This window comes from Acinetobacter minutum (assembly GCF_035916735.1).
In the GTDB taxonomy this organism is placed as follows: Bacteria; Pseudomonadota; Gammaproteobacteria; order Pseudomonadales; family Moraxellaceae; genus Acinetobacter.
Genome location: NZ_JAQIHG010000007.1, coordinates 25,076 through 49,611 on the forward strand (window position 1 = coordinate 25,076; position 24,536 = coordinate 49,611).

The 24,536-nt window shown below is 47.1% G+C and carries 18 protein-coding genes; 11 read left to right on the forward strand and 7 right to left on the reverse strand.

Translation table 11 applies throughout. The features are described from left to right. Window positions 1-86: 86 nt before the first annotated feature. A complete protein-coding gene (locus PAE54_RS04660; protein ID WP_326518613.1) occupies window positions 87-725 on the forward strand; it encodes a class I SAM-dependent DNA methyltransferase in 639 nt (212 codons plus the stop codon). Between the two features lie 49 nt (window positions 726-774). On the opposite strand, the gene pta is transcribed toward PAE54_RS04660, so the two are convergent. The 5 genes from pta to nagZ all read right to left on the reverse strand — a co-directional run bounded on the left by pta (window position 775) and on the right by nagZ (window position 7,580). Beyond that, the gene (gene pta / locus PAE54_RS04665; protein ID WP_273777467.1) at window positions 775-2,919 is read right to left on the reverse strand and encodes a phosphate acetyltransferase; all 2,145 of its coding nucleotides are present in this window, start codon (window positions 2,917-2,919) and stop codon (window positions 775-777) included. Window positions 2,920-2,968: 49 nt separating this feature from the next. Beyond that, window positions 2,969-4,186 carry an acetate/propionate family kinase gene (locus PAE54_RS04670; protein WP_326518614.1) on the reverse strand — a complete coding sequence of 406 codons (1,218 nt, stop codon included), beginning with the start codon at window positions 4,184-4,186 and terminating at the stop codon, window positions 2,969-2,971. A gap of 313 nt (window positions 4,187-4,499) precedes the next feature. Continuing rightward, window positions 4,500-4,919: a hypothetical protein gene (locus tag PAE54_RS04675; protein WP_326518615.1), complete on the reverse strand. Its 420-nt coding sequence runs from the start codon at window positions 4,917-4,919 to the stop codon at window positions 4,500-4,502. A gap of 103 nt (window positions 4,920-5,022) precedes the next feature. Beyond that, complete coding sequence (locus PAE54_RS04680; RefSeq protein WP_326518616.1) at window positions 5,023-6,288, reverse strand: glutamate-5-semialdehyde dehydrogenase; 1,266 nt, start codon at window positions 6,286-6,288, stop codon at window positions 5,023-5,025. A 272-nt stretch (window positions 6,289-6,560) separates the two neighbouring features. Beyond that, entirely contained in the window at window positions 6,561-7,580 is a 1,020-nt protein-coding gene (gene nagZ / locus PAE54_RS04685; protein ID WP_326518617.1) for a beta-N-acetylhexosaminidase, read from the reverse strand. 199 nt (window positions 7,581-7,779) lie between these two features. On the opposite strand from nagZ, the gene PAE54_RS04690 reads away from it, so the two are divergent. From PAE54_RS04690 to PAE54_RS04730, 9 genes are all read left to right on the forward strand, one after another. Further along, window positions 7,780-9,963 (forward strand): carboxy terminal-processing peptidase, encoded by a 2,184-nt coding sequence (locus PAE54_RS04690; RefSeq protein WP_326518618.1) that lies wholly within the window; start codon window positions 7,780-7,782, stop codon window positions 9,961-9,963. Between the two features lie 425 nt (window positions 9,964-10,388). Further along, a complete protein-coding gene (locus tag PAE54_RS04695) occupies window positions 10,389-12,491 on the forward strand; it encodes a putative bifunctional diguanylate cyclase/phosphodiesterase (protein WP_326518619.1) in 2,103 nt (700 codons plus the stop codon). A gap of 98 nt (window positions 12,492-12,589) precedes the next feature. Next, window positions 12,590-14,182, forward strand: a complete 1,593-nt coding sequence (locus PAE54_RS04700; protein WP_273777460.1) for a peptide chain release factor 3 — start codon at window positions 12,590-12,592, stop codon at window positions 14,180-14,182. A gap of 70 nt (window positions 14,183-14,252) precedes the next feature. After that, window positions 14,253-15,056 carry a hypothetical protein gene (locus tag PAE54_RS04705; RefSeq protein ID WP_326518620.1) on the forward strand — a complete coding sequence of 268 codons (804 nt, stop codon included), beginning with the start codon at window positions 14,253-14,255 and terminating at the stop codon, window positions 15,054-15,056. Window positions 15,057-15,141: 85 nt separating this feature from the next. Then, entirely contained in the window at window positions 15,142-16,080 is a 939-nt protein-coding gene (locus tag PAE54_RS04710) for an RsiV family protein (protein ID WP_326518621.1), read from the forward strand. Between the two features lie 3 nt (window positions 16,081-16,083). Continuing rightward, on the forward strand, window positions 16,084-16,908 hold the full coding sequence (locus PAE54_RS04715; protein WP_326518622.1) for a TatD family hydrolase: 825 nt from the start codon (window positions 16,084-16,086) through the stop codon (window positions 16,906-16,908). Between the two features lie 122 nt (window positions 16,909-17,030). Next, window positions 17,031-19,787 carry an aconitate hydratase AcnA gene (gene acnA / locus PAE54_RS04720; protein ID WP_326518623.1) on the forward strand — a complete coding sequence of 919 codons (2,757 nt, stop codon included), beginning with the start codon at window positions 17,031-17,033 and terminating at the stop codon, window positions 19,785-19,787. 113 nt (window positions 19,788-19,900) lie between these two features. Next, window positions 19,901-20,671 (forward strand): tRNA threonylcarbamoyladenosine dehydratase, encoded by a 771-nt coding sequence (locus tag PAE54_RS04725; protein WP_326518624.1) that lies wholly within the window; start codon window positions 19,901-19,903, stop codon window positions 20,669-20,671. Window positions 20,672-20,789: 118 nt separating this feature from the next. Further along, window positions 20,790-21,230, forward strand: a complete 441-nt coding sequence (locus tag PAE54_RS04730) for a hypothetical protein (RefSeq protein WP_326518625.1) — start codon at window positions 20,790-20,792, stop codon at window positions 21,228-21,230. Window positions 21,231-21,350: 120 nt separating this feature from the next. On the opposite strand, the gene dusA is transcribed toward PAE54_RS04730, so the two are convergent. Continuing rightward, a complete protein-coding gene (gene dusA, locus PAE54_RS04735; protein WP_326518626.1) occupies window positions 21,351-22,355 on the reverse strand; it encodes a tRNA dihydrouridine(20/20a) synthase DusA in 1,005 nt (334 codons plus the stop codon). Window positions 22,356-22,562: 207 nt separating this feature from the next. Here dusA and PAE54_RS04740 point away from each other — a divergent pair, with 207 nt between their 5' ends. After that, window positions 22,563-23,204, forward strand: coding sequence for a hypothetical protein (locus PAE54_RS04740; protein ID WP_326518627.1), 642 nt, complete (start codon window positions 22,563-22,565; stop codon window positions 23,202-23,204). A 13-nt stretch (window positions 23,205-23,217) separates the two neighbouring features. Here PAE54_RS04740 and PAE54_RS04745 read toward each other — a convergent pair whose 3' ends face one another. Beyond that, window positions 23,218-24,408: an MFS transporter gene (locus PAE54_RS04745; RefSeq protein WP_326518628.1), complete on the reverse strand. Its 1,191-nt coding sequence runs from the start codon at window positions 24,406-24,408 to the stop codon at window positions 23,218-23,220. Between the last annotated feature and the right edge of the window lie 128 nt (window positions 24,409-24,536).

A 24,536-nucleotide genomic window follows, 5' to 3' on the forward strand; every position in this document is an offset into this window, starting at 1 on the left:
ATAAACTAATCAGACTAATAAGTGACTGAGAAACTAGGATATAGCAGGCTCGTCGGTATCTAAAGAAAAGGAATAAATGGATAAAAATGCAAGATCAGAATGCACTTGCCGCACAGATCATTCCACTGTATCAAAGCTATGCCCGGCAGTGGGATGACGTACGTCGTGAACAGAATTATCAGCAGGGTTGGCTGGAGCGATTTATGGCCTTGTTGCCTGCACGGGGAGCGATTCTGGATGTGGGCTGTGGTTCCGGATTGCCGATCGCAGGAGTGTTGATTCAGCATCATTTTCAGCTAACGGGCATTGATAGTGCACCAGCCATGCTGGAATTGGCGCAAGCACGCTTTCCTCAGCATAGTTGGCAGCAGGCCGATATGCGTAGTCTGAATTTAGTACAGCAATTTGACGGCATTCTGGCTTGGGACAGTTTCTTTCATCTCACTCATCAGGATCAAAGAGAGATGTTTGGCATTTTTCAGCAACATGCCAAAACAGGTACAGTTTTGATGTTTAGCAGTGGTCCGGAACATGGTGAAGCGATTGGCGAGTTTGAAGGAGAATTGCTATACCATGCGAGTCTGGCACCAGCAGAATATGAGCAGTTACTTTATCAACATGGTTTTCAGCTGATTGAGATGCGGATAAATGATCCTGAATGTGCAGGGCATACGGTGTGGCTGGCACAAGCTGTAGAGAGGTTGAGAGTAGAGGGAGTACCATAAAAAAAGCCACTCAATTTTGCAATTGAATGGCTATCAGCGGAGTTAAAGATTATTTTGCTGCGGCTTGTTGTTCTGATTGGATCGCAGTCAATGCAATGGTAAACACGATATCATCGACCAATGCACCACGAGACAAGTCATTCACAGGTTTGTTCAGACCTTGCAACATCGGGCCGACACTGACCACATTCGCAGAACGTTGAACTGCTTTATAAGTGGTGTTACCGGTATTCAAATCTGGGAAGATGAATACGTTGGCGCGACCTGCTACTGGAGAGTTTGGTGCCTTAGAACGGCCCACACTTTCCACAGAGGCTGCGTCATACTGCAATGGACCATCGATCAACAGATCAGGACGACGCTCTTGTGCAATACGGGTCGCTTCGCTGACTTTTTCAACATCTGCACCCGCACCAGAGGTGCCGGTTGAGTAGCTGATCATCGCAATGCGTGGATCAATACCGAAGGCTTTTGCAGAATCTGCAGACTGGATGGCAATTTCAGCCAGCTGTTCTGCTGTTGGATCCGGATTGATCGCACAGTCACCGTAGACATACACTTCGTCTGGGAGCAGCATGAAGAATACTGAAGACACAAGAGAATAATCCGGTGCAGTTTTGATCAGCTGGAAGGCAGGACGTACAGTGTTTGCTGTAGTATGCACTGCACCAGAAACCAAACCATCCACTTGATCAAGCGCTAACATCATGGTGCCTAATACAACGGTATCTTGGAGCTGGTCTTTGGCTTGTAAGTCGTTTAACTTGCCTTTACGCAATTCCACCATCGGTGCAACATAGTTGTCACGGATCGTATCTGGATCAATAATTTCCAAGTCTTCTGGCAACTCGATATTACGAGCTTTTGCCACTTCAAATACCGCTTCTGGTTTGGCCAAAAGAATACAGTGTGCAATACCACGAGACTGGCAGATCGCTGCCGCTTCAATGGTACGAGGTTCATCACCTTCCGGTAATACAATACGTTTTTTCGCTGCAATCGACTTTTGAACCAACTCATGGCGGAAAGCTGAAGGAGACAGACGAGGTTTAGCACCTTTCTCGCTGTAACGTTGTAACCAGGCAGAATCAAGATGACTGGAAACAAAGTGTGTCACTTGTTCAGCACGTTCGATATCATCGGTCGGGATTTCGCTGCAGAAGTTGTTTAAACGAAGCGCAGTTTCAAGCGGGCTTAATGCGGTATGCAAAATTGGCAAGCCTTGCTTGATGGCATTTTGGCAGAAGTCCAGAATCTGGCTGCTTGGTGCATCACGGTCACTCAACACAACGCCCGCTAATGGGATACCATTACTGGTTGCCAAGCTACTGGCCAGCAACACATCGGTACGTTCTGAAGCACTGATCAGCAATTCACCGGCAACAAATTTATCCAATTCGTTTTCAATATTGGATGCAATCAGGCTGGTATGTAGCACGCGGCGGTGTTTTGCATCACCTTGATAAATCCATTCAGCTTGAATGAGTGGAGCAATGTCCAAAGTACGCGGCACGCTTAAAGTGTTGCTGAACGGAACCATTCCAATAATTGGTAAATCCACACTGCCGATATAACGGTTATGTTGCTGTAGTTCAGTTGTGAAGCGTTCGATTTCTGCGGTCAGACGTAAAGATGGATCCATGGTGACTGGAATTTGGGCAGACTCTTCTGGTAAGCCCTTGGTACGCATAAACAGTACACCGGCAGTACGGGTAGAGGTTGCACCACCAAACTGACGTAAATTCGCTTCAATTTTTTCTACGGTTTTACGTGGATTTTGAATATCTGCTGTGCTGACCAATACGACTTTGGCATCGAGTGCTTGCGCGAGGCAGGCATTCATTTCATTGACAAAGTGATCTTCACTGTTCGGCATCAGGCCTTCAACAATGATTAGGTCATAATTGCGTGCAACCTCGCGGTGCAGGCTCACGGCTTCTTCAAGTAGCTCGTCAGTTTCACCGAGTGCCATCAATTGCGATAATTTTTTATGGGCGATTGGTGTTGCAGTTTTACCTTGGAACAGGTGTTCAAACAAAGCAGTTGTGCCATCACGGGTGTGCTGCGGGCTTTGAGAAAAAGGTTTTAAGAAACCGGCTTTGATGCCATTACAGTCTAGGGCATAGATCATGCCCAGACATGCAGAGGTTAAACCTACGCCTTCCCCGGTTGGAATCAATAGAATTGTATTCATAATGACCTTAAATATCGCTGTAATTTAATTTGATCGTCGTGGTCAATGGTTACGCAGAGGTAACCATTGCTTCAGGCTTTTTTGCAGCGAGAACCTCTTGCTCAACCACTTGTTTGGTTTCTTTGGCAATACGGCCTTCTTCATCGGTTGGGATCACCCAGATTTGTGGACCTGTGCCGGCATCGATACGGCCCTCAGTACCACGTTTCAGGCCACTGTTTTGCTCTTTGCTGAGGTTGAAACCGAAGTGTGGCAAGTAGCTCATGGTTTTTTCACGGATATACGCCGAGTTTTCACCAATACCACCGGTGAAGATCAAGCCATCAAGACGTGGTAAACCACAGCTGAGCGCAGCAAGTGATTTTGCAAGACGGTAGCAGAATACTTCAATCGCGAGCGTTGCGTCTTCATTACCTTGTTCAGATGCTTCAATCAGAGTACGCATGTCGTTTGACAGGTTGTCAGACAAACCAAGCAAGCCGCTTTCTTTGTTCAGCATTTTGTCGATTTTGTAGATATCCCAACCCAAGTTAGAAGCCAGGAAGCTGTGCAGGCTAGGGTCTACATCACCACTACGGGTACCCATAACCAAGCCTTCAAGTGGCGTCAAGCCCATAGAGGTGTCTACGCTTTGACCATTCCAGATCGCGCAAGTTGAGCTACCATTACCCAAGTGAGCTGTGAGCCAGCCACCTTGCTTGAAGCTGCCTGCCAACTCCGTACCGCGCTCTGAAACATAAGCATGGCTTGTACCGTGGAAGCCATAACGGCGAACATTGTGTTCAGTGTATAAGAATTTTGGTACAGCATAGCGGTAAGCATGTGCTGGCATGGTTTGGTGGAACGCTGTATCAAATACTGCAACCTGTGGTAGGTCTGGGAACAGACGCATGGTTGCATCAATACCTACCAAGTGAGCAGGGTTGTGCAGTGGTGCAAGGGGTGTTGCTTCACGAATACGTTCAACAATTTCTGGGGTAAGCAGTTCTGCTTTGGTTAACGTGCCACCATGGACAACACGGTGACCAATCGCTTGTGGTTTGTATTGTGCTAAACGTTCCAAGATGGTTTCGAGCGCTTTTTCGTGATCGGCATTTGGAATAGCAAGCTCGAGCGGTTGACCACCGACAGTCACACCTTTGATACGTGCATCAGCAGAACCTAAGTTTTCTGCCAAACCATAGATTCGATCGTCAGAGTTCTCAGATACCAATGCATATTTGAGAGAAGAAGATCCGCAATTAATTACTAATACTGATGTAGACACGTTAAATTACCCAAATTTTAATTGAAATAGTCGTCCTAGATGATCTTTTATGCAGTGCAAACGGATGCAATCTAGATCAGTTAATGATGTTGTATCATGTGTTGTTTTTCTGTCCAAGCTAGACTTTAGCAGATTAGACTTAAGCACTATCGACCCGAAAAGGCTTCATAGCTAATATTTATGAGTTGATCACTTTTAGTTATTAAAGCTTTAAAAATCAACTATTCATTCAGTTTAATCAGTTGTTGTCTGCTGTTTCTTATTGCTCATTATTCTAAGTTTTCTCACCTCATTTTGCTTCATTGGATCATGTTTATTTTTGTTCGTTAGCGCGATGATATTTCATTTCTGACCAGCGTACGATGACATAAGCGATCAAAGCAACCATAAAAAATACCAACATCATCCAAGCCAGACCTTGTAGGGTTTCGATAATCGTGCGGTAGATTTCCAGAAACCAGCGTTCGGTGGTGAGCTGGATAATCATGCCTTGCTCATTTTTGGCATTGTAGGTGATGGGATTGATATATTTTTCCATATCGTAAATCCGCACGCCTGAGGAAATACCAACGACCATGCCAGCGAATTTGGTGTATTTCGCCCATGAGCTATGAATCGGATCATGGATAATGCGGGCCAAGATATTGTTGATCGAGCCGGAAAACAGCTGCATCACAATCAGTGAAACCACAAAAGCCAGAACAAAGGTACTGATAATCAGATAGAAGAACATCGGATTCTCCTTTTATTATTTTAATTGAGAGCCCTGTTGATTGGGGGAATCCGGCTTCTACTGCGAAAAACCGGATCGGAATACTTACGCTTGAATATGAGGCTTATTTACGGATTTGTCCATCGCCCAGCACGATCCATTTTTGTGAGGTCAGGCCTTCCAGACCGACGGGGCCACGAGCATGAATCTTATCGGTGGAGATGCCGATTTCAGCGCCCAAACCATATTCAAAACCATCTGCAAAACGGGTAGAGGCATTCACCATGACTGAGCTGGAGTCCACTTGGGCCAGGAACTGACGCGCCAGGCTAAAGTTTTCAGTAATGATGGCATCGGTATGATGTGAGCCATATTTGTTGATATGTTCAATCGCTTCAGCTATGCCACTGACCACTTTCACTGCCAGAATCGGGCCGAGGTATTCGGTATACCAGTCTTCTTCACTGGCCGCGATTACGCTACTGCCTAAAATACGGCGGGTTTCCAGGCAGCCGCGCAGTTCCACCTGTTTTTCAGCATACAGCTCGGCAATACGGGGCAAGAAAATTTCAGCGATTTTCTCATCCACCAATAAAGTTTCCATGGCATTACAGACACCATAGCGATGGGTTTTGGCATTCAGCGCAATCGGTAGCGCTTTCTGCAGGTCGGCCTGTGCTTCCACAAACACATGACAGTTGCCATCAAGATGTTTGATCACCGGGATACGGGCTTCATTGGTAATCCGTTCAATCAACCCTTTGCCACCCCGCGGTACGATCACGTCCACATATTCAGTCATGGTGATGAGATGGCCCACTGCTGCACGGTCAGCTGTCGCAATCACCTGCACGGAGGCTTCAGGCAGTCCTGCTGTTTTCAAACCATGCTGGATGGCTTCAGCAATTGCTTTGTTGGATTCGAGTGCTTCAGAGCCGCCACGTAAAATAATGGCATTTCCCGATTTTAGTGCGAGCGAAGCGGCTTCCAGGGTTACATTTGGACGAGATTCATAAATCATGCCCACGACACCCAACGGTACGCGCATCTTGCCGATCTGGATGCCGGAAGGACGATATGCCAGGTCGGTGATTTCACCAATCGGGTCGATCAGGCTAATCACATCTTTTAAGCCCTGCAACATGCCTTGAAAGCGTGCGGGGGTAAGTTCTAAGCGATCAAGCAAGGCACTGTCGAGATTGTTGTGACGGCCTTTGGTCATGTCGACCTGGTTAGCAGCCAGAATCTGGGTTTCGCTATTTTCCAAAGCGGTATAAATAGCAGACAAAGCATTGTTTTTTACAAGGGTAGAGGCACTGGCCAACACGCGTGACGCTTGACGTGCCTGTTGTCCTACCGTTTGCATGTACTGTTCAATCGAATCTTGCATAGCGGTTTGATCACTTAGACATTTTTACAGAACGATAGTAGCAGCCTCTCGGCAGACCATAAAGCACTTCCCGGAAAAAACGCGTATTCGCTTGTAAAATGCAGCAACGGGCTCTGCTGTGTTTGAGGTCGTGATCTCGGATCAAAAGCATGATCAATAGAATTTAACAGCTAAAAATCATAGATTAATTTATAAAGAAAAACCCGAGCAATCTGGCTCGGGTTGATTTGCTGGAAAAATGTGAGGAGTATCAGTCCGCGACAATCTCCTGCTTAAACTGCATTTTTAAATGTTTCAATCGTTGCTTTGACCTGTTGCCATTCTTGGCCAAGCTCCAATGTATCAGCGATACGAATGGCAGGAATTTGCCCCCGCATACGTTCTAAACGGCCTTGGTTGGGTGGCGCATAGCTTTGAATGGCATCCAAAGCCAGGCAGGCTGCAGCACGGTCATTGCAGACCAGTCCCATATCACAGCCGGCATCGAGTGCTGCACGGATACGGGCATCGGCACCACCGGCGACACAAGCGGCTTGCATACTGAGGTCATCAGAGAACAGCACACCATCAAACTTGAGCTGTTGACGGAGAATTTGCTGAATCCAGTAGGGAGAAAAGCCCGCAGGGTTTGGATCGACCTGCTCATAGATCACATGGGCTGGCATGAGTGCATCGAGTTGTGGCATCAACTGGATAAAACTCTGCATATCTTGCTGATAAATCTCTTCGTATGAACGCGAGTCAATGGCCGCTGCAATATGTGAGTCTGCTTTGACAGAACCATGTCCTGGGAAATGCTTGCCTGTACTGGCCATCCCTGCACGATGCATGCCGCTTAAAAAAGCCCCTGCGAGTGGAATGATCGCTTGTATGGTCTTGGCAAAAGCACGGTCACCAATCACATCGCTGATTGCATTCAGATCTAGAACCGGGGCAAAGCTAAAGTCAATACCCACCGCCAAAACTTCTGTGGCCATCAACCAGCCACATTGTTCAGCCAGTTGTAGAGCCTGTTCTGGTTGAGTCTGATATAACTCACCAAAACGTCCCATGGCGGGGAGCAGGGTAAAGCCCTGTTTTAAACGTTGTACCCGACCGCCTTCCTGATCGACAGCAATCAGAATATCCGGGCGGATTTGGCGCATATGATCGGTTAGAGCACGCACCTGGGCTGGAGATTCGATATTACGCGCAAATAAAATCATGCCGCCGACTTGCGGAGCCTGTAAGAGTTCAATATCTTCTTGGGTAAGGGCTGTGCCGGCGATGTCCAGCATCAATGCGCCAATCATATCGGTATCCGTGTTCGAATTTTTAAAGAAAAACAATACCCGAATTTTGCAATGATTTGCTACATTTTGTCAGTACAGAATATGATAAAACTACACGAGATAAACAGAATCAACAGGTTAAGATGAATCATCGTTTTTGATGTATCTCCATCACAGCGTGTTGTGTTATTGGTGAAAAACCCAGGAAGTACGAATTTTTATGAAACTTCAAACTATAGCTTGTGCGGTTGCCATCGCAACAGGTGGACTTTTCTTTAGCCATGCGATGAATGAGGCGATTGCAGCAACCAATGCTGCTTCAGTTAGCCAGTCGATTCAACCGAGTCCAGAACAGGCTCTAGTTTCCCGCCAGTTGGCAACCCTTGTTGACCGTCAGCATTATTTAAACATGCGCCTGGACGCAACGACATCGCAGCGTATTCTGGATATGTATCTGGACAGTCTTGATCCGGATCACTCCTTGTTCCTGGCTGCAGATGTAGAACAATATAAAAAGAAATATGGTCCAACATTTGGTGCAGCCTTAAAGGCGGGTGACCTGTCTGGTCCGTATGCGATTCATCAGCAGTATCGTCAGCGTTTAAAAGAATATAACCGTTTTATGTTGGCTGAATTGCAGAAGCCGCAAAATCTAAAACAAACCAATGTGTATATTGACGCAGAACGTGAAAAAGCACCTTATTTTAAAAGTGCAACAGAGCAGCACGCACACTGGCGCAAGATGCTGGTCTCGCAGCTGATCAATTTAACCATTGCCAAAGAAGAAGAACTGGCCAAACAGCAAGCCCTGAAAGACAATCCAGAATTGGCCAATGGTCAGGATGTGGTCAGTCCGGAAGATTTAACACCGGTACAAACCTTGGTCAAACGTTATACCCGTCAACTCGAACGGATTAACCGGATTAAGAGTGATGATGTGCTGGATAAAACCTTAAATGCCATGATGGCGACTTATGATCCACACAGTAACTATTTCCCACCAGTGGATGCGATGGAACTCAACCGTCAAACCACCTTGCAACTTGAGGGAATTGGGGTTTCGATTCGTCCGGATCGTGGCAATGAAGACTACACTAAGATCGAAACCATCGTAGAAGGTGGTCCGGCCAGCAAGTCCGGCCAGATCAAATCGGGTGACCGGATTATTGGGGTGGCCCAAGATGGCGAGAAAATGGTGGATGTGATTGGCTGGCCAAGCACGGAAATTGTTGGATTGATCCGGGGAAAACGCGGCACCAAAGTCACCTTGAGACTTTTAGGCCCAGGTGCATCGATGGGACAGGCACGCAGCGTGACATTGGTGCGTGATGTGATTAAGGAAGAAGATGCCGGAGTGCGTGCACGTACCGTCACGGTGAATCGTAATGGCAAAGACCATCAGTTTGGTGTAATAGAAATTCCTTCATTTTACTTGAATTACCGTGCACGTCGTGCCGGAGCAGAATACCGCTCTGTCGCTGAAGACACCAACAATGCCTTGAAAGCACTGGCGGCACAAAAGGTTGAAGGGATTATCATCGATTTGCGTAATAATCCAGGCGGCTCATTAGAAGAAGTGGCTCGTATGTTGGGACAAGTCATTAAGTCCGGACCTGTGGTGCAGATCCGTGATGGCAATGGCAATGTCAGCGTGTTTGAAGATAACGATGGTGGTGCACAGACCTATGCCGGGCCATTGGCAGTTCTAGTGAATTTGGCCTCTGCATCCGCGAGCGAGATTTATTCTGCGGCGATTCAGGATTATGAGCGTGGTATTGTGATTGGCAGTACCACAACTGGTAAAGGCACGGCACAAGTGCAACTGGATACCTTGGCGCATGGTCAAGCAACGCTCACTCAGCGCAAGTTCTATCGGGTGACCGGTGGCAGTACCCAGAACAAAGGCGTCGTGCCGGATATCCAGCTGGTCGATATCTACAACGATGAATTTGGTGAACGGAAATCTAAAAATGCACTGGCGTGGGATACCATCTCGACAGCACCGTTTAAACGAGAGGGTGTGGTGCAACCGTATGTAAAACAGTTGAGTACTTTATCGGCACAGCGGGTGATGCAAGATCCGCAATTTAATTATCTCAATCAACGCAAACAGATTGCTGAAGAAACGGCTGAGCAAAAACGTCTGGTGCTGGATATTGATCAGCGCCGTGCAGAATTGCACCGTCTAGAGCAGCAGAGTCTAGAGGCGGAGAATAAGCGCCGTCAGGCATCTGGACAAAAACCATATGCCAATTGGGAAAGTTATCAGGCGGCGTTGGAATCCCTTGCTGAAGCTCGGGCCAAGATGAAAGCTGCACAACGTCCGGCACTGCCAGAAGAAGAAGCCTTCGTGACCGAAGCGGCTCAAGTGCTGTTGGATTATGCTCAATTGCACAAATCCTGATGATTAAGCCGTGATAAAAAAGCCTATTTTGATAGGCTTTTTTTATGTCTGACCTATCGGCGTCCAAAATACTGAACGTGTGTTTGAAAGCTATTTTGGAATGCAGTGAAAAAGTCACTAGCGTGAAGAATAATAACTCAATGATGAAAAATAACGTGAACAGGAAAGTATTTTTGAATTATAAAATAAGGTGGTTTTAATGAAGGTCACGCTAAAATCAAGAAATGAGAATTATTACTCATTTTTGTGTGATGTATTTCAGTGCTAATCGGCAAATAAACCTTGACCTGCAAGAAGATGATGCTATTTTCGTAGCAGAACAACATAGGGGGAAACTTTTTTCCCTCTATCCTTATGTAAAATACTAACTTTTTAAAGCAGTGTATTAAAAAAAAGAAAATAGATCGGGTTTTGGAACTTGGGATATGGTGGAAATACATTATGATAGCAACCTGGTGATTGCGTCGATTTTTGTCGCATTTCTAGCCAGCTATCTCGCCATTTCTGTGGAACAGCTGCTATTCCAAAAATTTTATAAAAATTACCGGAAAATGATTATTACAATCAGTGGCATGATCTTAGGGTTTGCTGTCTGGTCGATGCATTTGGTTGGTACGCTGGCGGGTCATTTACCGCAAGATTTTTATTTTGATCCTGCGCTGACATTTTTATCTTATTTGATTGCGGCGATTGCCTCGATATTCTCTATTAGGCTAACAACACGTCCAACTTTACCTTTAGCCCGCTTGCTGACGGGTGCCATTTTAATGGGACTCGGCATGTCGGGGATGCATTATGTGGGTATGATGGGGCTGATCATCCCAGGCTATCATTTGCATTATGATCTGTTCTTGGTTGTGGTCTCGATTCTGACCGCAATTGCCGGTGCAGCATTAGCGTTCTGGCTAACCTTTAAATATAAAATCGCTCAATCAAATCATCATGTGGCTCTGAAAATGATGGTCACCCTGATCATGGCTATGAGTATTGTGGCGATGCATTACCTGGGGATGGGAGCTGCCTATTATCATCCTGAAATGGCAGAAGTCGTTTCAGTCCTCAGTCCCTACCAGTTAAGCAAAGGCTTGTTACTGTTGACCATTATCGTGATTGCCAGTTTGATTATTTTGATGGCTTTGGCTGTCGCTTCCCTGGAATTACGCCTTGAGCAGCGTGATTTTCAGCTTTCCGAAGTCAGTAAGGAACTGGCCACGCAGGCTTTACAGGATAATCTGACCAAACTGCCGAATCGGCTGTTTCTGCTGGATTATGCGCAGATGCTGTTTCAGCAGCATCAGGCTTGTGCGCAGAAGATTGCCTGGTTGTATATTGATCTGGATCGCTTTAAAAGCATCAATGACGCCTTTGGTCATTCCGCGGGGGATCAGCTATTAGTGCAGATCGCCAACCGGATTCAGCGACATTTAACCGCCCAGCAAAAACTGCTGCGAATCGGTGGAGATGAGTTTCTGTTGGTTGTCGAACAAACTGATGCGGATGGTGCGAGTGTGCTGGCCGAGAGAGTCTTGCAGCATTTGCAGGATGGTTTTTTGATTGCTGGCAAAGAGATCAAGATTTCGGCCAGTATCGGGATTGCCATTTACCCGGAACATGGCACGCAGCTGCAAGACTTGCTGATGCATGCCGATGCCGCGATGCTGATGTCCAAAGAACAGGGACGCAATACCCATTCCGTGTTTCATTCCACGCTTGAACAGCAAGAGAGTCACAGTCAGAGCAAGCTGATGAATGATCTCTATAAGGCGGTTGAAGAAGAGCAATTTGTCCTGTTCTATCAGCCCAAATTCACCACAGATTACCGGATTTGTGGAGTAGAAGCCCTGATTCGCTGGAAGCATCCCACCTTGGGATTACTCACCCCCAACCTATTTATTCAGGGAGCGGAAAAGACCGGCCTGATTATTCGGATGGGTTATTGGGCGTTGGAACAGGCCTGCAAGCAAATTCAGCAATGGCAACGCTTGGGTAAGCCTTTTTATCCGATTGCGGTTAATCTCTCCGCGATTCAGTTTGAACATAAACACCTGTTCACGACCCTGGAAAAATTGCTGAAACAGTATCAGGTACAACCGCAGCATCTGGTGATCGAAATTACCGAATCTACCGCCATGCATCATATTGAACTGAGTATTCGCAGTTTTGAACGTTTACGCCAGATGGGACTTCGTATCGCGATTGATGATTTTGGCACCGGACATTCCAGTTTTATGTATTTGAAACGATTACCCGTGGATGAACTGAAAATTGACCGTGGATTTATCAATGAGTTAACGCCGGGCTCCAAGGATGAAATGATTCTGGAAAGTATTATTCATCTAGCCCTGAAACTTGGTCTTACAGTCACAGCGGAAGGGGTGGAAACACCCCTACAGGCAGACATTCTCACGCGTTTGGGGTGCAAGCAATTACAGGGCTTTTTACTCGGTATGCCGGTAGATGTTGAACGTCTGGATATGTATCTGGCTGAGACCGATACTGGTGCTTATCCGCTGTTGCAGAGCAGTTGATCCATTTCAAAAACATGCCGATCTGCTACAATATCGCCAATTTTTGCTATTGATCAAGTCTTGATCCTCTACACTGCCTTCTGCAGTAGGTGTCTTTCATGAGTTTTAAAGATGAACTAGCGGCGCAGGTCGCGCAGCGTCGTACTTTTGCGATTATTTCCCACCCCGATGCCGGTAAAACCACCATGACCGAAAAGCTGCTGTTATGGGGGCAGGCGATTCAGGTGGCTGGGATGGTAAAAAGCCGTAAATCAGATCGTGCCGCCACTTCAGACTGGATGGAAATGGAAAAAGAGCGTGGGATCTCGATTACCACGTCGGTTATGCAGTTCCCCTATAAAAATCATGTGATCAACTTACTGGATACTCCGGGGCATGAAGACTTCTCGGAAGATACCTATCGGACCCTGACGGCTGTGGACTCTGCGCTGATGGTGATTGATGGTGCAAAAGGGGTCGAAGAACGAACCATCAAACTGATGGATGTGTGTCGTATGCGTGACACACCGATTATCTCCTTCGTCAACAAGATGGACCGTGAAATCCGAGAACCATTAGAGCTGCTAGATGAAATTGAAAACGTTCTAAAAATCAAATGTGTTCCATTGACCTGGCCATTGGGTTCAGGTCGTGACTTTGCTGGCGTGTATAACTTACTCGAAGAAAAGTTATATGTGTATAAAGCCGGCTTTGGTTCGACCATCACGGATATTGAAGTGCGTGAAGGCTATGATTATCCGGACATCCGTGAAAAAGTCGGTGATCTGGCATGGGCCGCTTTTGAAGAATCTCTAGAGTTGGTGCAAATGGCGAATGAGCCTTTGGATCGTGAGGAGTTTCTTGCGGGTCGTCAAACTCCGGTCTTGTTTGGTACTGCTTTAGGAAACTTCGGTGTTGATCATGTGCTGGATGCCTTTGTTCAATGGGCACCAGAACCTAAAGCCCATCCTACACAGGATCGTGTCGTCGATGCCAAAGAAGAAGGCTTTAGCGGTTTCGTGTTTAAAATCCAGGCCAATATGGATCCGAAACACCGTGACCGTATTGCCTTTATGCGGATTTGTTCAGGCAAGTATGAAAAAGGCCTGAAAATGAACCACGTGCGGATCGGCAAGGACGTGCGGATTAGTGATGCACTGACCTTTTTGGCAGGGGATCGTCAGCATCTGGAAGAAGCTTGGCCGGGTGACATTATCGGTTTGCATAACCATGGCACGATCCAGATTGGTGATACCTTTACTTCGGGTGAAAAACTGCAATTTACCGGGATTCCGCACTTTGCACCAGAAATGTTCCGTCGTGTGCGTCTGAGAGATCCTTTGAAATCTAAACAGTTGCAAAAAGGACTGAAGGAACTGTCTGAAGAAGGTGCGACTCAGGTGTTTATGCCACAAAACAGCAATGACCTGATTGTTGGTGCTGTTGGTGTACTGCAGTTCGAAGTGGTGGCTTACCGTCTGAAAGAAGAATACAAAGTGGATTGTATCTACGAGCCGGTCAGCATTAATACCGTGCGTTGGGTGCATTGTGATGATGAGAAGAAATTCAACGAATTCAAGAAAAAAGCACATGATCAGCTGTCTTTGGATGGCGGCGGACACTTGACCTATCTGGCACCGAGCCGCGTCAATTTACAATTGATGCAAGAACGTTATCCAGATATTCAGTTCCGTGCCACTCGAGAGCACTAGCCATCTCCAACAGCTTCCTCGTGAAGCTGTTGTTTTATGCTGGATGTATTCTAAGCCAAAGGAGCAATACATGTTTAAACCGATACTGAGTATTTTGGCGGCTGTGTTGGTATTGGGTGGATTGACGGCCTGTGATTCCTCGCAGCAAGCGGATTCGGGCAAACCTGAAGCACAGCAGACCAGTCGGACGTTAGCTGCACTGAACATTCAGGAACGTCCGGCTGAATATGCTTTGCCATTTTGTGAAAATAAAAACTGTATTGAAATCGATATCCAGAGCTTGCAAACACAGGATCACTGGCTGAATGACTGGATTAGCCGTAATCAGGCCAATGTCATTCAACAGCAGATCGGGCTGAAACAGAACCTGAATCTGCAGCAGGCGATTGATGCTTATGTAAAAAAATCTGATCAATGGCAGGATGAATATAGTGCACATCGTGCCTATGAATTGCATATGCGAACCCGGATTGCCTCACAGCGCCATCAGTATGTATTGCTGCAGATTGCTTTGGATTCCAAACAGGAAGAGCGTACAGTAAAAGAGCGGCATTACTTTTTTGTGGCGGATCGTCAGGTACAAAAAAACTTGACCCTTTTGGATGTCTTGCAACCACAGCAGCAGATTCTGGTAAATGAGTGGGTGCAGCAACATTATCAGGCATGGTTAAAGAAACAAACGCCAGAGATTCAACAGCAGGCACCGAAAAAACTGTATTGGGGGCAAGCGGACTGGTTTTTTGATTCTGAAGGTATTGGGCTACATTATCGTGCCGCGCAGATCGCCCCAGATGCTAGCCAACTGGATATCTATTTGAGTGCCGAACAAAGCAAGCAAGTCCTGAAACCCGAAATTTATCAACAAATGTTTTGATTTAGATACAAAACATGATTGAGTCTGACCGCACATCGTTTTAGGCTTAAAGCATTATGAAATGCTCTACACTAAGGTTGGTGTAATGTCGAATTCTGCAAAACTTTTGGCTTTGACGATCTTGGCGAGTACGTTAGGACTGAGTGCTTGTCAACCTAAAGCAGATCCCGAACCGGCAAAACCGGAAGCCTCTGCTGTTGAAACAGCGAAGCTACCGAGCCTGGAAGGCGAGATCGTGAAGCTGCAATTGGTGCTTCCCGAATGTGAGGGGCACAGTTGCCCAGAAATTAGCATTGAGCGTTTGCAGAGTAACCAGCCCTTTATTGATCAGGTGATTGATCAGGAAATTTTAAAACAGCTGCAACAAACGCTAGATCTTGCCCCACAAGATCAGCAGGCTGCGAGTGAACCTGCCAGCGCAATTGCCGCCAGTGCAACGGTGGCAGAAGCCAGTGTACCGGCGACGCCTCAGCAAAACCTGGAAACGCAGGTACAACCTTATCTGCGCACATTTCTGCAGCTGGATCAGGAACTCAAGCAGTTGGGTGCGAGTCACTCCATCAACCTTATGGTTAAACCCAAAATCCTGATTGCGCAAAGTCCGGTAGCCACCGTGGTCATGAATAGCAGTAGTTATCTGGGCGGAGCACATGGTTCGGCGGCACAGCAGTACTATAATTTTGATTTAAAACAGCAAAGGCAGCTGCAGTTGCAGGACATTCTGCAACCGAACCAGCGAGCAGCCCTCAGACAGGAAGCTCATCGTATCTTTCAACGTTGGGTTGTCGATTCCAAATTGGCCACAAGTGTTGAAGAATATGAACAGGTCTGGCCATTTCAGTTGTCCGATAATTTTTTCCTGAGTCAGCAGGGCTTAATTCTGCAATATGGCGAATACGAAATTGGTCCTTATGTGGTTGGGTTACCACGTCTGGTGGTTCCGTATGAGAAATTGCAGAAGATTCTAAAACCCCAATATTTGCCGCAAGCAGCGAAAGCCGCAGACAAAAAGGCAGCGTCCTAAACGATGTCCGTTTGCTCCCTGTTTGATACCCACACCCATTTTGATGTCACTGAGTTTGATGCAGATCGGATTGAACTGGCACGACAGGCTAAGAGGGTGGGGGTAGAGGCTTTAATCTTGATAGGCTTTGTTGCAGAGCGCTTTCCCCAGTTGTTGGCGGTCCATCGCGAATTGCAGCAATTCAACACAGCTCCAAAAAGTTATCTCGCACCGGGATTACATCCGGTTTATATCGAGCAGCATCAGCCCGAACATCTGGATCACTTGCAGCAGATTCTGCAAACACAAGCGTGTGTTGCAGTGGGCGAAATTGGCCTGGATACCTTTTTGCCACAGCACAAACAGCCGGAAAATTTGGCTAAGCAACGCGAGTATTTTGCTGCACAGCTTGAATTGGCACGACAATACAACAAGCCGGTTTTGTTACATATTCGCAAGGCACATGCTGAAAGCCTGCAACTACTCAAGCAGCAACGCTTTCAGCTCGGCGGCATTGCTCATGCCTTTAGCGGTGGCATTGAAGAAGCAAAGGCTTTTGTTAAGCTGGGTTTCAAGATTGGTGTGACCGGGCAAATTACCAATTCAAATGCCAAAAAGCTGCGTAACGTCGTTCAACAGCTGGGTGCTGAACATCTGGTACTCGAAACAGATTGTCCCGATATGACGCCGTTATGCTGCCAGCTGTCTGACCAACAGCGCACGCGTAATACCCCGGTGAATTTACCGTATGTCTTGAAAGGGCTGGCAGAAACGCTCGCGATGCCGGAAACGGACTTGGCGGATATATTGTGGCAGAATTCATTGGCGGCCTTGCATTTAACACGCTAACATAATCGAATAATAAATATTCACCAATCAATAACAATCCATTCACCCAGTTGGCATACAGTAAATACAGACGTAGTTCGCTGGGCACAGAAAAATAACATGCCAAGCCGGAGGGTAACTCGATGGCCAAGTATAGCAATCTCAATAGTTTTAATAGCTTAGAAACACTGACAGTCGATTCTAAACATTATCAGATTTATAACCTCAATAAATTACAGGCCCAGTGTCCGGATGTGACACGCTTGCCGAAATCACTTAAGGTTTTGCTGGAAAATTTATTGCGCTTTGAAGATCAGCTGACCGTAAAAACCGAACATATCCATGCGCTGCTGCAATGGCCTGCTACCCGAAGTTCAGAACAGGAAATCCAATATCGCCCTGCACGCGTCCTGATGCAGGATTTTACCGGTGTGCCTGCTGTGGTGGATCTCGCAGCTATGCGTGCTGCCGTTGCCAAAGCCGGTAAAGACCCAGACAAAATTAACCCGTTGTCACCGGTTGATCTGGTGATTGACCATTCGGTGATGGTTGACTATTTTGCCACACCCCAAGCCTTTGAACAGAACGTGGCCATCGAAATGCAGCGCAATGGCGAGCGTTACCAGTTTTTGCGTTGGGGGCAATCGGCGTTAAACCAATTTAGGGTTGTCCCTCCGGGAACCGGGATTTGCCATCAGGTCAACTTGGAGTATTTGGCACAAGCCGTCTGGACGGATGACGTTGAAGGCCAGACCTTTGCATTTCCAGATACGCTGGTAGGGACAGATTCACACACCACCATGATTAATGGTTTGGGTGTGTTGGGTTGGGGAGTAGGTGGGATTGAAGCAGAAGCTGCGATGCTAGGGCAGCCGATTTCCATGCTGATTCCAGAAGTGATCGGTTTTAAACTGACTGGAAAACTGAACGAAGGCATCACTGCAACCGATCTGGTGCTTACCATCACTCAGATGTTGCGGCAAAAAGGCGTGGTCGGAAAATTTGTCGAATTCTATGGCGATGGCTTGGCTGATTTGCCTTTGGCTGACCGTGCGACGATTGCCAACATGGCCCCGGAATATGGGGCAACCTGTGGCTTCTTCCCGATTGATGATATCACTTTAGGTTATTTGCGTTTAACTGGACGCCAGCCGGAACGTATAGCCTTGGTTGAAGCGTATAGCAAGGCGCAAGGTTTATGGCGTAATCCTGGCGATGAACCCGTCTTTACCGACACATTGGAACTGGATATGAGTACCGTGGAAGCGAGCCTGGCTGGACCTAAACGTCCACAAGATCGTGTGCCACTCTCACATGTACCACAGACCTTTAAAGCCTTAATGGAGTTGACCTTAAAACCGGCCAAAGAGGAAAAAGAGCGTCTGGAAAATGAAGGCGGTGGTGGAACGGCGGTAGAAGCTAAACAGGCCAATCTGCCCCATGAAGAAGCTTTCTGCATGATTGAAGGGAAAAGATACCCCTTGCAGCATGGTGATGTGGTAATTTCCGCGATTACATCCTGTACCAATACCTCTAACCCGAGTGTCATGCTGGCTGCCGGCTTGCTGGCCAAAAAGGCAGTAGAAAAAGGTCTGCAGCGTAAACCGTGGGTGAAAAGCTCACTGGCACCGGGTTCCAAAGTGGTGACCGATTATCTGAATGCTGCCGGCTTAACTCCCTATCTGGAACAGCTAGGTTATCACTTGGTCGGTTATGGCTGTACCACCTGTATCGGGAATTCGGGTCCTTTACCTCCCGCGATTGAAGAGGCGGTGCAATGTTTTGATCTGAATGTGGCAGCGGTGCTTTCGGGTAACCGCAATTTTGAAGGACGGGTGCATCCCTTAGTTAAAACCAACTGGCTGGCCTCACCGCCATTGGTGATTGCCTATGGTTTGGCTGGCAATATCCGTACCGATTTAAGCCAGCAGCCAATTGGCGAGGGCTTCAATGGTGAACTGGTCTATCTGAAAGATATCTGGCCAACTCAGGCTGAAATCGAGGAAGCTCTACAAAGTGTCAATACGCAAATGTTCCATAAGGAATATGCGGCAGTCTTTGAAGGGGATGAACAATGGAAAGCCATTCCTATTCCACCAAGCAAAACCTATCTCTGGGATGAGCAATCGACCTATATCCGCCATCCTCCATTTTTCCAAGGCATCGATCAGCCAACTCCACCGATCCAGAATATTGAAGGCGCGCGCATTCTGGCAGTATTGGGAGATTCGGTCACCACAGACCATATTTCTCCGGCGGGTAACATTAAAAAAGACAGTCCGGCGGGGCGCTATTTGCAGCAGCAAGGTGTGGAACCGCAGGACTTTAATTCCTATGGTTCGCGTCGAGGCAATCATGAAGTCATGATGCGCGGGACCTTTGCCAATATCCGGATTAAAAATGAAATGCTCGGTGGCGAAGAAGGCGGCAATACGATTCATATTCCAACCGCAAGCAAAATGTCGATTTATGATGCTGCCATGCGCTATCAGACAGACCAGACCCCTTTGCTGATTATTGCTGGAAAAGAGTACGGAACAGGTTCGTCACGTGACTGGGCCGCGAAAGGGACCAACCTGTTAGGGGTAAAAGCCGTGATTGCAGAAAGTTTTGAGCGGATTCATCGCTCGAACCTGGTTGGGATGGGAGTCTTGCCTTTGCAGTTTATGGACGGACAAAACAGGCAGAGTTTGGCCTTGACGGGCAATGAAATCCTGTCGATCCGTGGTTTGTCGGATCAGTTACAGCCACATCAGGTTTTGGAAGTGGATGTGCAAGATATAACGGGCCAGCAACGCAGTTTTCAGGTGTTATGCCGTATCGATACCTTAAATGAAGTGGAATATTTCAAGTCGGGGGGTATTTTGCATTATGTGCTGCGTCACTTGATTGCATCCTGATATTTTTCATAAATAAGCCCAGCTAATGCTGGGCTTATTTATGAAATGAAAGACAAGACGCTTAGAGGGAAAATCAGTAAAATAGCAGCGAATTTCTTATGCTGATATGCACCATGACAGACCTTCTTCAAGATGATGAATATGAACGCCGTTTTGCCGGAGTTGCCAAAATCTATGGGGAAAATGTGTTTACCCATTATGAAAACAGTCATGTAATGGTGATCGGGATCGGTGGCGTGGGCAGTTGGGCGGTTGAAGCACTGGCCCGTACGGGTATTGGTGAATTGACCCTGATCGATATGGATGTGGTGGCGGCTTCCAATATCAATCGTCAGCTGCCTGCACTGACATCGACCTTGGGTTGTGAAAAAATTGAAATCATGGCGGAGCGCTGCCGACAGATTAATCCGCGTATCAAGGTCAACCTGATTGATGATTACCTGACACCGGACAATGTCAAAACCTTATTGGCAGGCCAGCCGGATCTGATACTTGACTGTATTGATGATGTGAAAGCTAAACTGGCTCTGATGTTGCACTGCCGTTTTAATAAAATTCCGCTTATCGTTTCTGGCGGTGCAGGCGGTAAGCTTGATCCATTAAAAATTCGAGTGGCCGATTTATCCAAAACGGAACAGGATCCGATGCTGGCCAAATTGCGTGCCCAGTTGCGTGCCAAAGGCATTTGTAAAAAGCCCAAAGAAAAATTTGGTATTACCTGTGTCTATTCCATCGACAATCCGTTTTCCAGTGCTGAGGTGTGTGCAAGTGCTGGTTTGCGTTGTGGGGGATATGGTTCTGCCGTGGTGGTGACATCCAGTTTCGCCATGATTGCCGTTGCCGAGGTGCTGAAGAAACTGGATAGTCTTAAAGCTAGAGCTTAATGCTCTAGATAGATTGGTGGGGCAAGCCGCATTCAGTTTTATAAAATGTGATGCTATTCAAATAATTAAAATCCAGATAGACTGATCTGATGAGAATAATAATGGATTTGGAGTATTTATGGCACGATTGCACCGAGTTGCGGTGACACTGATCACGACATGTCTGGTTTCTTTCCTGTCTAGCCTGACGCAGGCAGCGCCAGCTGATCAGGTGATTTTTTCCTGTAAAACGGCCAGCGGCAAAACAGTACAGTTTTTAAATGCGGGTAAAGTCATTCACTATCGATATGGAAAGTCAGTGGTAGCACCAGATTTGGCATTTTCCGTTCCTCGTTCTGCCAGTTCGATTGATGATGGCAGTGAAAATTTGGGTGGTGGGAGCTGGTGGATGACCCAGCAAATCATGCTGAAATTTAATGGTAATACCTATACCGGCTGGTGGTCCTATCATCGTGCCAGTGGCGAAGAAGAAGCGGGTATTCGGGTGAGCCGTGGCGATCAGGTTCTGGCAGAAACCCCTTGTGTGGGGCAGGCCAATATGAATTTGACTGCCTACTAAGCCTTGATTGAAGTTAGCCGTAAGCCATCTTTTAATGCTGTTGATACTGCCTGATCCGTTGCCTGAAACCATCTTTCAGGCAACTTGAGATTGTTATGGTGTCGTGAGTCAACCTGCAACTTAAACTTGATGCTCGCGTATATAGTCTTCAGTGCGTTGCATCGCAGCCTGAATATTGACGAGTGCGGTTTCCACATCTTTTAAGGTTTTGGCATTGCCACCACTCAGCGCCTGACGCCATTTGCGTGCACCGGGTAAATTTTGGAACAGACCAAGTATATGCCGGGTAATAATCGACAATGGAGCACCCTCCGCAACCCGTTGTGCAATATAAGGCATCATCTGCTGCATAATGTCGAAGCGGTCTGGCATCGGCAGATGCCATAATTGCCCGAGTTCTGCCAGTAAATACGGGTTATGGTAGGCTTCGCGGCCAATCATCACACCATCGACATGTTTCAGGTGTTCGACGGTTTCAGCATAGGTCTTAATGCCACCATTAATTTCGATGGTGAGCTGTGGACGATCCTGTTTTAAACGATATACATCTTCATAACGCAGCGGGGGGACTTCGCGGTTTTCTTTCGGTGAGAGGCCTTGCAGTAAAGCAATTCGCGCATGCACGATAAAGTGCTTGCAGCCTGTTTTTGCTACGGTATCTACAAAGTGCAGCATTTCTTCATAAGAATGCATATCGTCAATGCCGATGCGGTGTTTGACCGTGACAGGAATCTGGACAGCCTGTTGCATGGCGGCAATACATTCCGCCACCAAATCCGGTTCCGCCATCAGACAAGCGCCAATTTTATTATTTTGTACCCGATCACTTGGGCAGCCAACATTGAGGTTGACTTCGTCATACCCCCAATCCTCCCCCATTTTGCTACAGGTGGCAAGGTCTTTTGCATTTGATCCCCCTAGCTGTAACACAACCGGATGTTCTTCCTGATTGAAATCTAGATGACGTTTGGCATCACCGAACAGGATCGCTCCCGTTGTGACCATTTCGGTGTACAGGACGACATTCGGGTTAAACAGGCGGGCAAAATAACGGTAATCCTTGGTGGTCCAATCCATCATCGGGGCAACTGAAATACGAGGCTGAAGAACTGATGTGGATTGCATGCGAAAACCTAAACCGCGAAAGGAGAGGGCGAAATTATACGGACTTTGGCTATAATACAACAGCCTGATCCTGAAAACTGCTGATCGGGGCGTGATTGGATGGTAACCCGTAGATGTTTAAAAGCGGTTTTTTGCTGAAATTTAAGTGTAATTTTTTTGATGTCTATGCTGCATCAAACTAGAAAAATAAAGAAGATAGAGGTGTTCATGTTAGTGCTAGAAATGGTGTTCCGCAGCCAGAAAGCGCAACATTCTGAGTATTTTAATCTGCGCATGCAACGTACGCTGAGCTGGTTTAAGCAGGCTTTGCAGTTAGATGCGAGACAACTGGATTTAAAATTTATCAGTTTGTGGGTGGCATTCAAAGCCATGTGCGCGCGCGAAACAGACGCTGAAGAAACAACCTTGCAGCCTTTTTTGGATCAGATGTTCCAGCATGATGCACCGCACCGTATTGAGTATATGATCTGGAGCAGATTTCCACAAGCAATCCGTTTTTTATTGCAGTCTCCTTATGCCTTTCAGTCTTATTGGGATTATCAGAACCAAAAGATTAGCAAACTGGCCTGGCAACAGGCTTTTGAGCGGGATCAGCAACAATGGCAACAAGCTTGGCAAGAACAAGACGCCTTGCATATTTTGCATCGTCTGTTCCACTGCCTGCAGACTTTAGGACAACAGTTGTTGCAAGGTGGTAGTAGTTGCCACAGCAGTGTGAACCGGACACAGTTGTCGGAAGCCTGTAGTGTTTTATCGGGTCTGCTTTCGGGCTTTATGTTTATCCTGCTGGAAAATGCTCAGGCGCTGGATCAACCGCAACCCTTTTATCCGGTTGTGCAATTTTCCTGACATGTTTGGGCTGTTAGGCTGGTTTCGTGACAGGTTTGATGAGTCGGTCTATCACGGAAAAGCCGGCAGAACAGAGCGCCAAAATGAAACCGGTTAAGCAGGTTGCTTGCCAGCCGCCATGCTGCCAGGCAAAGACGCCAAGTGCTGAACCGGTAGCTGCACCGGCAAAATATAAGGTCATGTAAATGGCATTTAAACGAGATTTTGCATCGGGACGCAGGCGGAAAATCACGTTCTGGTTGCAGCTGTGTAGCATCGCCAGCCCTAAATTGATCAGTGCAAAGCCAAGTAGGTAGAACGGTAAACCCTGTTGCGCAAAATAAAGCAATAGCCAGCTGAGTAACAGGATCGCTGCACCGATCCAGGTCAAACGTTCGGTATGACCCTGATCGGCCCATTTGCCAATCCATGAAGTGGATAGGGCACCGATCATACCAGCCAGAGGTACCAATCCAATCCAGAAATCACTGAGCTGAAAAGGCCGGTTGGATAACAGCAGGGCAAAAGTCGAAAAGAGTGTGCTCATCGAGGCAAAGGCGCAGGCACCCAGTAAAGAACGCAGAATTAAGCGTTTTTCATGACGCAGTAAATTGGCCATGGAGTGAAAAATCTGGCCATAGCTTAGATTCAGGCGCAGCACATAAGGTAGTTTGCCGTGTAGGAGGAACGCCAGCCATAACATCAGTATGCCACTCAGTGCGTAAATGGCTTTCCAGTGCAACAGATCGGACAGTAGACCGGCCAGAGTGCTAGACAGCAAGATGCCGACGAGCAGTCCGCTCATTAAGAAGCCCACCACTTCACCGGTTTTTTCCGGTTTAACTGCCATGGTTGCCAGCGGAATCAAGACTTGGGCCGCCACAGAAAACAGCCCGGTGAGAATGGTCCCCATCCATAACATCGGTAAATTGATCGCGAAGGCGCAGAGAAACAAACCACATGCAGTCAGCACCATCAGTCCCGGGATTAATTTACGTTTGTTGCTCACATCACCCAGCGGGACGATGAGTAGCAGTCCAAAGGCATAAGAAACTTGGGCAAAAGTGACCGTGAGAGCGGCTGAAGCTGCACTGACCGAAAAATACTGCTGGATTGAATGGATCAGCGGCTGACAGTAATAGTTGGATCCGGCACAGAGTCCACAGGCAATAGCCATCAGCCACAGTAATGCTTTGTTGTGGCTAATATCGTAGGCTGTGGACATGAGAACTCCTGAAAAATAAAGCAACTGGTCAAATAGGGTGTGCGGAACTATAGCAAAAATAACCGCAGGATAAACACTGCCTTGGATTGGTGGAAGATATACTGAGTCTATATAACCTGAGCAAACAT